We start from the raw sequence: 10625 nt of genomic DNA on the forward strand, positions 1-10625 counted from the left end.
ATATTATTTATCAAAAGAAGATTTATTTATAATATTCTTCTTTTACTTTTCTAATTCCCATTTTTCTACATTATAAAAATCAACAAATGTATTAGGTTCATAATTACTTAACTTCTTGCTATAAGCTTTAGTAATATCAGATGCATAAAGAGGTACCCAAGGTAATTCTTTATTCAACAATTTACCAAAATCATTAAGAATTTTTGCTCTTTCTTCCTGTTTAGTAGCTTGTCTATTAGCATCCATCAATTTATCTGCCTCAGTTGATTTGAATCCAGATATATTCCATCCAAATTCTCCTTTTTTATCACTCGCTTGAGTTGAATACCAGTTTGGTGTTGGATCCGGATCAGCATCTAAAGTATTGCCCATTAAATACAAATCAAATTCATGATTCCCTACAACTTTATTCATTGTAGCTTTAAACTCTAACATTTCTAAATTTATTTTAATCCCTATTTTAGCAAGATTTTGTTGAATTACTGTAGCTGTCTTTTCTCTAACAGTATCCCCTGTGGGAACAGTTAAAGTAAACTCTAATTCTTTTCCATCTTTATCAACAGTCCCATTATTATTTGTGTCTTTATATCCAGCTTTTTCTAATAATTCTTTAGCTTTAGCTTCATCAAATTTATATTCAACTAAACCTTCTTTAGGATATGACCATAAAGTTGGTACCATTGGTGTATTAATAATAACACCATTTCCTTCTATAAGTCCATCTAAAATTGATTGTCTATCAATACCATAAGCTATTGCTGTTCTAACATTTACATCTTTTAAAATATCATTCCTAAGATTAAAGCCCATATATTGAATTTTTGAATTAGGATATTGTTTAACTTCAATTCCTGACTCTTTAAGTGTTGTCATATCTGCTTTTTTAATACTAGAAATGTCTGCAACATCAATACTTCCATTGATAAGTTCAGCACTTACAGTTTCTTCTTTAACAACTTTAAACACAAAGGTCTTTAATTTTGGCGCCCCATTGTAGTAATCTTCATTTGCAGAAAGTTTTACAAATTCACCCGCTTTAAATTCTTCTAATTTATAAGCTCCTGAGCCTATAGGTTTATTAAGCAATTCAGTTTTATTAACCCAATCCTTAACTGGAACTTCTCCCCATATATGTTGAGGTAAAATTCCTAATGTACCTATATTAGTCAAAACAGGTGAATAAGGGACACTAAAATTAATTTCAATGGTTTTATCATCTTTACAAACTATTCCTTTAAGTTCAGTTTCTTTTCCACCTTGAAACTCCTTAAATCCCTCTATAGATTGAACATAACTTTGCAAGTCCCCCTCATAGTCAGGACTTGCCATTGCTTCCAAAGTAAATTTAACATCTTTTGAAGTAACGGGCTTTCCATCATGAAACTTAAGTCCATCCTTTAAAGTAAATACAACTTTTTTACCATCTTCTGATATTTCATATTTTTCAGCCATTGCTGGTTCCAATTCTAGTTTTGAATTTAATTTCAAAAGAGAATCATAAACTAATGCATTTACATTTCCATCATATTGCGTATTTGAAAATAACGGATTAAATTTCCCCTCAGGAGAAGAAGTTATACCATAATTGATTTCTGTCTTAAGTTGCTTTTCAACTTTATTTTCTGACTGTTTCTCTTCCTTTTTTCCACAAGCAGTTACAGTTAAACAGAATGCCATTAAGAGGGCTAATTTAAAATTTTTCTTCATAAATTCTCCTTAAATCTAAATTTCTTTACATTCTTCCCATTCTATGTCTTCTTTTTCTAAAAGTTCTAATAGCCTTGGCTTTAAAATGGGACTGCATTCCCATGCAATCCCACAACCTGCTGATAAAACTCTTGGTACAGGTACAAGTTTTCCTGAAAGGTTATTTTCTTTACATACACTTTCAGTTGCCATTGCCTCTGCCGTCGTATAGAATGTTGTATACAGCTTAGTCTCTTTCATTATTCTACAATAATTTCAAAGTCTAATCCAACTTCTTTTACAGAAGTTTTCTTGCCTTGGCTGTTTGCAAAATGAGTGATATTTTTTACAACATGTGCTTCACTAGCTAAGACTTTGTAAGTTTCGTTTTTATTTTCTTTAAGGGCATCTTGTAAGATTAAAACTGGTTCTGGACAAGATAATCCTCTAACGTCTAATTCTTTCATATCAATCTCCTTAAATTTTATCTATTTTTTTCTTTTTTTAATCCACATAAAGCTACTATAAATAGTACAACTATTGAAGCAATAACAAATATTTGCCCATTTATTCCTGGACCACCTGCTACTGCTTTGATTCCTTTTTCTACATTTTCAACTGCAGCTGCTGCACCTGCTAATTTGAAGTTATGAGCAAAGGCAGCTCCCACGAACATTCCTAGTACAGTTATAACTGAATCTGAAGAACCTGTTCCTGCAAGAACTAATTGTCTTAATGGACAACCACCAAGTAATACTGCACAGAAACCTACAGCGTACATAGATAATATATTCCAAATTGTTTGAGCATGAGCTACAGGTCCAAAAGCAACGAATTTAAAGTTTCCTGTTGCTATATTATAAATTAACATTACAATAAAAATTCCACCTATAACTGAGAATAATCTGAAATCTTTTAGTAAAATAATATCTCTAAGTGATCCAGCAAAACACATTCTACTTTTTTGTGCAATTATACCAAATACAAGTCCTACTCCAAGTGCTGCATACCATACTGCATGCATACTTCCAGGTCCTTTTTGGCTAAATGCATAAAGAGATGGAACAGCAATAACTAAAGCAAATAATCCTGCTACAACAACTGGTAGAACATATCCATTTTCTTTTTTAACAGGATAAGCTCTTCCTAAGCTGAAGCCTTTCCTTAAGAAGAATGCACCAGTTGCAACACCTGCTGCAAAGCCTACAAATCCTACATAAGAACTTATATCTCCTGCTGACATTCTTAAAATCATTCTTAAAGGACATCCTAAGAATACAAGAGCACAAACCATCATTATTACACCTAAGAAAAATCTTATAACAGGTGATGAACCACCTGTAGATCTGTATTCTTTTGTAAATAATGAAATTAAAAATGCACCTAAAATAATACCTACAATTTCTGGTCTAAAATATTGAACCACTTCTGCATTATGGAACTTCATAGCTCCAGCAGTATCTCTAATAAAACAAGCTATACAAAAAGCCATGTTTTTCGGATTGCCTAAATATGCAAGTAAAGCAGCGCCAAGACCTGCGATAATTCCCATAGTCAACAACCCTTTTTTAGTGTTAAAAAAACGCATTTGATTACCTCCTATCCTCTATAATTTTTTTAATCGCGTTTATAGCAAGCTCGACCTCATCAAAAGTATTTGAATGAGAAAAGCTAAATCTAACCATACCCTGTTCAACAGTACCAAGTGCCTTGTGAATAAGTGGTGCACAATGAGCCCCCGGTCTTGTTGAAATTTTATACTCTTCATATAACATACTGCTTACTTCTGAAGAGTCCATATCTGAGATATTTAAAGATACAATTGGAGCTCTAAACTCTGTTTCAAAATCCCCATAAACTGTAACTTCAGGAAATTTACTAACCCCATCATAAAATTTCCTTGAAAGTTCTAAAGCTCTTTTTGTTAAATTTTCAATTTTATTATTTAAAAGATAGTCAATAGATGCATGAAGTCCAGCAATTCCATGTGAATTTAAAGTACCAGCCTCAAGTCTTGTTGGCATCTTATCAGGTTGAAATTCATCATAGCTATGAGTTCCACTTCCACCAACTATAAAAGGTCTTATGTACACTTCTTCTCTGACACATAAAACACCTGTTCCCTGTGGTCCAAGCATAGATTTATGTCCTGTAAAACATAGAACATCAATATTCATCTCTTTCATATCAATATCAAATGCTCCTGCCGTTTGAGAAGCATCTACTACGAAAAGAAGATTATTTTCTCTACAAAAATATCCATATTTTTTTAAATCTGTAATATTTCCAGTAACATTTGATGCATGAGTTAAAACTATTGCCTTAGTATTTGCTTTTATCAAAGATGGGATTTCTTCGAAATTCAAAACTCCTTTTTCAGAAACTCCAATATAACTGACTTCAACACCTTTTTCCTTTAGATAATGTAAAGGTCTTAAAACAGAATTATGTTCAGAAACAGAAGTTATTATATGATCATTTTCTAAAAATAATCCATTTATTGCAATATTTAAACTTTCTGTAGCATTTTTTGTAAAAACAACCTGACGAGAATTCCCAACATTAAACATCTTTGCTATTTTTCTTCTAGTTTCAAAAACTATTCTATCAGCACTTAAACTCTCCTCATAAACTCCACGAGAGGAGTTCCCAAAGTTTTTCATTGCATTCACTACTGCATCAATAACTTCTACAGGTTTATTTTTTGTTGTAGCTGCATTATCAAAATAAATCATCTTAATCCTCCTTCGTGAAAAAAATTTATTTCCTATTAAATATTATAATTATTTCATAACTCATTGTTCATTGTAATTTTGATGAAAGAAGAACCTCACCCTTCCTCGATGCTTTGCATCAGGTGGGTACCCGAGAACCTTGTTGCTTCGCAATACTAATAGGTTTATCATAAGGCATAACCCTATTAGTATTATATATCAATGTATCGATATTGTCAAATTTTACTCATATTTCAATAAAAATATCTAAATAAATTATATTTTTTAATAAGTTTTATCGTTTAAATTATATAAACCGTTAATTTATCTTAATTAACATATTTATTTAAATTATAATATAGATATTATAACTTTTTTATTAAAAATATTTATCGATTAAAATGTAAAATATCGCTAAAATATTGTAAAATTCCTATTTTAAAAACATATAAATTATGATATACTATACTTAGTTACTTATATATTAGAAAATATTCATTAAGTATAGTAATGAAGAATTTAGATTTTTTTATAAATAAGTAATAATAAATTTTATAGGAGGAAGATATGCAAAATTATTTAGTTTTAATCGGTATTGTAATTATTGTTGTTGGTTTTGTTTTAAAACTTGATGTAATTTCTGTAGTTTTAATCGCAGGTTTCGCAACAGGTCTTGCCGGTGGAAAAGGAATTCTAGAAATTTTGAATATTATAGGTAAAGGATTTGTCGAAAACAGATATATGAGTTTATTCTTTACAACACTTATCGTAATAGGTATTATGGAAAGAAATGGTCTTAAAGAAAAGGCTGCTGACGGAATACGAAAAATCAAAGGTGCTAGTGCTGGTTTAGTTATCTGGTTATATTTATTCATCCGTTGGTTAGCTGCAATATTTTCTTTACGTCTGGGTGGACATGTTCAATTTGTAAGACCTTTAATTTTACCAATGGCAGAAGGTGCTGCTACTAAGACAGTTGACCTTACTGAAACTAAACTAGAAGACTTAAAAGGTTTAGCTGGTGCTGTTGAAAATTATGGTAATTTCTTTGGACAAAATGTATTCCCTGTTGCTTCAGGTGTTTTGCTTATTGCTTCAACACTTAAAGATAAAGGATATGCTGTCGAAGGTGCTGATATAGCATACTATTCTCTTTTTGTAGGTGTTGCAATGATTATATTATCAGTTATTCAATGTTTCTTATTTGAAATGAAACTTAGAAAGGATGGTGTAAAAAATGTTAAAGTGGATAAGTAGTAATACATTTTTTATCGATGAATTTATTTATATTCTTTGTGGGTTAATTTCAATTTTAACAGCCTTTAGAGGTTTGAAAAATAAAGAAGCAAGAATTGGTACATTTTTATTCTGGTTTTTAGTTGGTATTATCTTCTCATGCGGAGGATTTTTAGTTAAATATCTTCCTGATCAAGGTGGAGCAATTGTTGGTGCTATGCTTGTAGCTTGTGGTATTTTAACTCTTACAAAACAAGTTAAAATTGGTGAATTTAATCCACCATCAGAAGAAGAAAGAAGACAAAACGCAAATAAAGTTGGTTGGAAAATTTTTATTCCAGCATTGATTATGGCAGGACTTGGATTTTTTATGTCACAATTTAAATCCTTTAAAATTATAATTGGAACTGACGCTAAAGGTAAAGATGTAATTTTTGGTTTCTCAACCGCTCAAGTTTTAGGAATCTCAGCAATAATCGCCCTAATTCTAGCTATTATAATCGCTAAACCTAAAGTTGATGATATGAAAGAAGATACTACAAGACTATTAATGCAAGTTGGAGCATCAAGTTTATTACCACAACTTTTAGGAGCGCTTGGAGTTGTATTTACAGCAGCAGGTGTAGGCAATATAATTGGTGAAGTAGCAGGAAGTGTTGTTGGTGGTGGCGGAAGAGTCGCTGGTGTTGTTGCTTACTGTTTAGGTATGGTAATCTTTACTATGATTATGGGGAATGCTTTTGCTGCATTTACTGTAATCACAATAGGCGTTGGTATTCCTTTTGTAATCGCTCAAGGTGGAAATCCTGCTGTAGTAGGAGCTCTTGGAATGACTTGTGGTTACTGCGGAACTCTATTAACTCCAATGGCTGCAAACTTCAATATCGTTCCTGGTGCAATTCTAGAAACTAAAGACAAATACACGATTATAAAAACACAGGCACCTATGGCTTTTGCAATGATTTTAGTTCATATCGTGCTTATGTTAATAATGGCATTTTAGGAGATGATTAAATGAAAATATTAGTTAGTGGATTTGACCCATTTGGTGGAGAAAAAATCAATCCTGCAATCGAATCTGTAAAATTATTACCAGAAGAAATTAAGGGAGCAAAAATAATTAAGGTAGAAATTCCAACAGTAGCAAGAAAGAGTTTAAAGAAACTTGAAGAAGTTATTGAAATTGAAAAACCAGATGTAGTTTTAAGTGTAGGACAAGCAGGTGGTAGAACAGACATTTCAGTAGAAAGAGTTGGAATTAATATGGATGATTTTAGAATCAAAGATAATGAAGGAAATCAACCAATTGATGAAAAAATCGCTAAAGATGGTCCTGATGCATATCTTGTAACTATTCCTATAAAAGCTATGGTTCAAAAAATGATTGAAAACAAAATTCCTGCTTCTGTTTCAAATACAGCTGGAACTTTCGTTTGTAACCATGTTTGCTACGGAATGGCACATCTTGCAAGTACAAAATATCCGAATATGAGAACAGGCTTTGTTCATATTCCATTTTTACCAGAACAAGTCGTAGATAAAAGAAATATGCCATCAATGCCATTAGAATTGATTGCAAAAGGATTAGAATATGCAATCGAAGCTATCGTTGAAAACAAAGAAGACATTAAGATAGAAGGCGGAGCAACACATTAAAAAGTAAAAAGGTTAGAGAAACTAAAAACTCTAACCTTTTTTTCGTTTAATTATATATTTACTTTACAATAACTTTATCATATGCAAGTCTTTCAAGTTCTCCTTGCAATACTACTTCACCGGTATATTTATAACCACAAGAGATAATAAAATTTCTCATTTTTTTATTGTCTTTATGGGTATCAATTCTTAAATCCATTCTCTTTCTCTTTGCAAGATTTTCAATATAGCTCATCATTTTCTTAGCAAAACTCTGTTTTTTATATTTATTAGAAGTTGCTACCTTATGAATACTGATATAAGGAATTGAGGTATTCCATTTTCCTTTTATATTTTCATAATCTTCATCTATTCCTTCAACCAAACAAACTGTAGAAACATTTTTTCTATGATATTCTAAAACATATAGGTCTATTCCCAAATGTTCATCAATATCTTTAAAACTTGGAACATATTGCCCTTGCCATTGATCAACTCCATCAGTTTTTAGTGCTTCTGCTCCTTCAAGATATATTTCTAATATACTTTCTCTATCTGACTCATTAGCCATTCTAAATGTCAAAACTTCATATTTTAAATTTAAAGAAACAAATAAAGAAAAGAAAATTATACTCATAACTAAAATACCAAAGATCATTCCAACAAGATACTTTATATTAAACTCAAAAATCGAATCAAAAAACAAATATACAAATAAGAAATCAAATTCAAAATTTATAATATTCAACATCTTTAAAATATTCTTATAAAATTTATTTGAAATAGTGTAACTTATAGAATTTATGTATTTAAATCCAATCTTAAAAGCAAATTCAATTAATACTAAAACAACAAGCAAAATATAATCTCCAGTAGATGCTTTAAATACCAATCCAAATAAAAACATAATTAACAAAAAAATAAATTTAAAATAATCTGTTATACTCTTATTTTTATAAAACGAATTCATTACTTTATTTTAACTCCTATATTTTTTATAATTCTCCATTGTGGAATTTCTCCATTATCTCCCCAATATTCATCAAGTTTTGAAATTTTCCCATTTTCTAGCAATATAAAGGAATTAACATAAAATGAAGATTTATCAAAAACATTTATTACTTTTGCAACTGCAATAAGTAAATTTCCGATTTGTTCAACCCTTTCAACTTCTCCACCCCATTTATCAGGATAAGTGCAATTAACTTCAATAAACTCATTAACAGTAAATCTTTCATTAGTATTATGCCAATCAATATAAGCATCTTCATTAAAAAATTTTTTAATCTCCAAAGCATTTTGACTTAAAACCATATCAAAAAATTTATAAACATCGAACATATTTACTCCTTTTTTCTATAATAATTTTATTAAATTTATATATAATGTATATTATACTTAAAATAAAATGAAAATTCAAATTAGTTTGAATATAGTTCTTTTTATAAATTAAATTTATATTTTAGTTTAATATTTTGTACAAAAAATTATTTGAAATATATTATAAATAATTTAGATTTTTTATTCGAATTATGATACAATATACTTAAAATACAATGCCAGTATTATAAAACATATCTTATAGATTTGTAATGGAGGATGTCCTGCTGAAAGAATAAAACAGCAAAAAACGTTGAATATAGAAAACAGGAGAGATGATAGATGTCAGTTTTAGAATATAAATTTCTTAAAATAAATAATACTAATAAATTTAAAGTTTATTTAATTACTTTCATTTCTAATTTTATTTTATTCTATTCTCCAATAATTTTTTTATTTTATAAAAATTTTGGAATAGACATATTCAAAATAGGTATTATTTTTTCAGTAACCAGTATAAGTAATATAATTTTTGAAATTCCTTTTGGACTGTTTGCAGATAAAAAATCTCCGAAATTAAGTGTATGCATCGGTTCTGTTATGATAACTCTCTCTCTAGTCGGATTATTTTTCAGTACGAGTTTTTTCCAATTTTTAATATGTGCAATTTTTATGGCTGTTGGAGATGCCGGAATGTCCGGAGCAAATAGTGTTTTGTTAATGAACTTACTTGAAAGAGAAGAAGAAGTGTTTGAAATTTCATCAATATCAAGTGGAATTTCAAACATTCTCGGTGGACTCATAATAGGCTTTATATACAATATCAATATACGACTTCCATTTTTAATTTCGATGGTTTTATCAATATTGAATTTATTTTTGTATCTATCGATATCTGAGAAACATATAAATACTAAAAAAGAAAAAGTTCAAATAGAAAATGTAAATTTTGAAACTGCTTTTTTTATTTTTAAAAAACAAGTTTTCATATTTCTAATATTATTACTTTCATATATTTCCATACCGCAAGTTGCAATTTATTTTCCCGAGTATCTGGACTTTTTCAAAATAAATTCAAAATATATCGGAATTATGTATATGATTGCAAATATAATTAGTATGTTCGGAACAAAGTTTCATCAAATTTATTTAAAAAAATATAATCCCATGGTAAAACTTAAATACTGTTTTTTATTTTTAATGATTTCTACATTTGTGTTGTGGATTTCGAAAAATTTTTTTGTTTCCATGTTTTTTTATGCAATATATAGATTTATAACAGGCTACTTTTACTTACTGTTTTCAATGTATATAAATTCAAAAACTGATTTACACTACAAATCTACAATATTATCAATAAAAAATGTAATTGTACAAATTGCATTTATACTAAGTGATCCGTTAGTTACATTTATAATAAAGGAATTTGGAATTAGCAGAAGTTATTGTTTTGCTTTCATTTCTATAACAGTAATATTTTTGATTGTATTATTTTATAAAACAGGCGATCCGAAAGAAACACTTTTTGAAAAGAAACCTGCTTAAATATTTGACAACTGAGAATAAAAAAATTTAAAAACTGTTTCCATCAGTTTTATATTTCGACTTTTATAAAAAAAGTCGAAGAGTTTTTACTCTTCAACTTTAGTTGTTAAAACAAAAAAATCATCCATTCATTGAGATGATTTTTTTGTTTGGCTATTATCTATTCTCCCAGTACGAGATGTACTAGTACCTTCGACGTTTAAGAGCTTTCGCTGTCGAAACTTGCCATTTGTTTCACAAATGGAGTTTCTTAGCATCTGACCTACGACGCAATCATAGATTGCTGTTAGGTCATTAACTTCTGTATTCTATATCCAATAAGCCTTAATAACCATTCTTGTTTATTTATTTTTGCTGTTAAGCATTGTGTTTTTACTAAAAACAAAAAATCACTCTTTCGAGTGATTTATACTTTGTTTGGCTGTTTTCTATTCTCCCAGTACGAGATGTACTAGTACCTTCGACGTTTAAGAGCTTAACTTCTGTGTT

11 protein-coding genes are annotated in these 10625 nt (G+C 29.3%); 4 read left to right on the forward strand and 7 right to left on the reverse strand.

Annotation, left to right across the window (positions count from 1 at the left end; genetic code table 11):
* Nucleotides 1–42: 42 nt before the first annotated feature.
* The 5 genes from VJI77_RS07300 to VJI77_RS07320 are packed head-to-tail and all read right to left on the reverse strand — an operon-like array spanning nt 43 to nt 4421.
* On the reverse strand, nt 43–1707 hold the full coding sequence (locus tag VJI77_RS07300; protein WP_323988923.1) for a peptide-binding protein: 1665 nt from the start codon (nt 1705–1707) through the stop codon (nt 43–45).
* Between the two features lie 15 nt (nt 1708–1722).
* Complete coding sequence (locus tag VJI77_RS07305) at nt 1723–1947, reverse strand: DUF3343 domain-containing protein (RefSeq protein ID WP_323988924.1); 225 nt, start codon at nt 1945–1947, stop codon at nt 1723–1725.
* Nucleotides 1947–2153 carry a sulfurtransferase TusA family protein gene (locus VJI77_RS07310; protein WP_004831973.1) on the reverse strand — a complete coding sequence of 69 codons (207 nt, stop codon included), beginning with the start codon at nt 2151–2153 and terminating at the stop codon, nt 1947–1949. Before VJI77_RS07310 ends, VJI77_RS07305 begins: the two co-directional genes overlap by 1 nt.
* 17 nt (nt 2154–2170) lie before the next feature.
* The gene (gene yedE / locus VJI77_RS07315) at nt 2171–3274 is read right to left on the reverse strand and encodes a YedE family putative selenium transporter (protein WP_323988926.1); all 1104 of its coding nucleotides are present in this window, start codon (nt 3272–3274) and stop codon (nt 2171–2173) included.
* 4 nt (nt 3275–3278) lie between these two features.
* Nucleotides 3279–4421 (reverse strand): aminotransferase class V-fold PLP-dependent enzyme, encoded by a 1143-nt coding sequence (locus tag VJI77_RS07320; protein WP_323988927.1) that lies wholly within the window; start codon nt 4419–4421, stop codon nt 3279–3281.
* 546 nt (nt 4422–4967) lie between these two features.
* Between VJI77_RS07320 and VJI77_RS07325 the strand changes: the two genes are divergently transcribed.
* Genes VJI77_RS07325 through pcp form a run of 3 tightly spaced genes read left to right on the forward strand, consistent with a single transcriptional unit; the run spans nt 4968 to nt 7292 of the window.
* Nucleotides 4968–5657 carry a DUF969 domain-containing protein gene (locus tag VJI77_RS07325; RefSeq protein WP_313961627.1) on the forward strand — a complete coding sequence of 230 codons (690 nt, stop codon included), beginning with the start codon at nt 4968–4970 and terminating at the stop codon, nt 5655–5657.
* The gene (locus tag VJI77_RS07330) at nt 5638–6639 is read left to right on the forward strand and encodes a DUF979 domain-containing protein (RefSeq protein WP_009354876.1); all 1002 of its coding nucleotides are present in this window, start codon (nt 5638–5640) and stop codon (nt 6637–6639) included. The genes VJI77_RS07325 and VJI77_RS07330 overlap by 20 nt, the downstream gene beginning before the upstream one ends.
* 11 nt (nt 6640–6650) lie before the next feature.
* Complete coding sequence (gene pcp, locus VJI77_RS07335; RefSeq protein WP_323988929.1) at nt 6651–7292, forward strand: pyroglutamyl-peptidase I; 642 nt, start codon at nt 6651–6653, stop codon at nt 7290–7292.
* Nucleotides 7293–7350: 58 nt separating this feature from the next.
* Here the strand turns inward: pcp and VJI77_RS07340 are convergent, their stop codons facing one another.
* Together VJI77_RS07340 and VJI77_RS07345 are read right to left on the reverse strand one after the other, a co-directional pair.
* Nucleotides 7351–8241 carry a GNAT family N-acetyltransferase gene (locus tag VJI77_RS07340; protein WP_323988931.1) on the reverse strand — a complete coding sequence of 297 codons (891 nt, stop codon included), beginning with the start codon at nt 8239–8241 and terminating at the stop codon, nt 7351–7353.
* The gene (locus VJI77_RS07345; protein ID WP_323988932.1) at nt 8241–8612 is read right to left on the reverse strand and encodes a nuclear transport factor 2 family protein; all 372 of its coding nucleotides are present in this window, start codon (nt 8610–8612) and stop codon (nt 8241–8243) included. Before VJI77_RS07345 ends, VJI77_RS07340 begins: the two co-directional genes overlap by 1 nt.
* Nucleotides 8613–8933: 321 nt before the next feature.
* On the opposite strand from VJI77_RS07345, the gene VJI77_RS07350 reads away from it, so the two are divergent.
* Nucleotides 8934–10136 (forward strand): MFS transporter, encoded by a 1203-nt coding sequence (locus VJI77_RS07350; protein WP_323988934.1) that lies wholly within the window; start codon nt 8934–8936, stop codon nt 10134–10136.
* The last annotated feature ends 489 nt before the right edge of the window (nt 10137–10625 follow it).

The organism is Parvimonas sp. D2, assembly GCF_035282635.1.
Taxonomy (GTDB): Bacteria; Bacillota; Clostridia; order Tissierellales; family Peptoniphilaceae; genus Parvimonas.

Excerpts from the sequence above, each read along its gene's own strand:
- VJI77_RS07300 (WP_323988923.1), bottom strand. The coding sequence starts at position 1,707 with ATGAAGAAAAATTTTAAATTAGCCCTCTTAATGGCATTCTGTTTAACT.
- VJI77_RS07305 (WP_323988924.1), bottom strand. The coding sequence starts at position 1,947 with ATGAAAGAGACTAAGCTGTATACAACATTCTATACGACGGCAGAGGCA.
- VJI77_RS07310 (WP_004831973.1), bottom strand. The coding sequence starts at position 2,153 with ATGAAAGAATTAGACGTTAGAGGATTATCTTGTCCAGAACCAGTTTTA.
- yedE (WP_323988926.1), bottom strand. The coding sequence starts at position 3,274 with ATGCGTTTTTTTAACACTAAAAAAGGGTTGTTGACTATGGGAATTATC.
- VJI77_RS07320 (WP_323988927.1), bottom strand. The coding sequence starts at position 4,421 with ATGATTTATTTTGATAATGCAGCTACAACAAAAAATAAACCTGTAGAA.
- VJI77_RS07325 (WP_313961627.1), top strand. The coding sequence starts at position 4,968 with ATGCAAAATTATTTAGTTTTAATCGGTATTGTAATTATTGTTGTTGGT.
- VJI77_RS07330 (WP_009354876.1), top strand. The coding sequence starts at position 5,638 with ATGTTAAAGTGGATAAGTAGTAATACATTTTTTATCGATGAATTTATT.
- pcp (WP_323988929.1), top strand. The coding sequence starts at position 6,651 with ATGAAAATATTAGTTAGTGGATTTGACCCATTTGGTGGAGAAAAAATC.
- VJI77_RS07340 (WP_323988931.1), bottom strand. The coding sequence starts at position 8,241 with ATGAATTCGTTTTATAAAAATAAGAGTATAACAGATTATTTTAAATTT.
- VJI77_RS07345 (WP_323988932.1), bottom strand. The coding sequence starts at position 8,612 with ATGTTCGATGTTTATAAATTTTTTGATATGGTTTTAAGTCAAAATGCT.
- VJI77_RS07350 (WP_323988934.1), top strand. The coding sequence starts at position 8,934 with ATGTCAGTTTTAGAATATAAATTTCTTAAAATAAATAATACTAATAAA.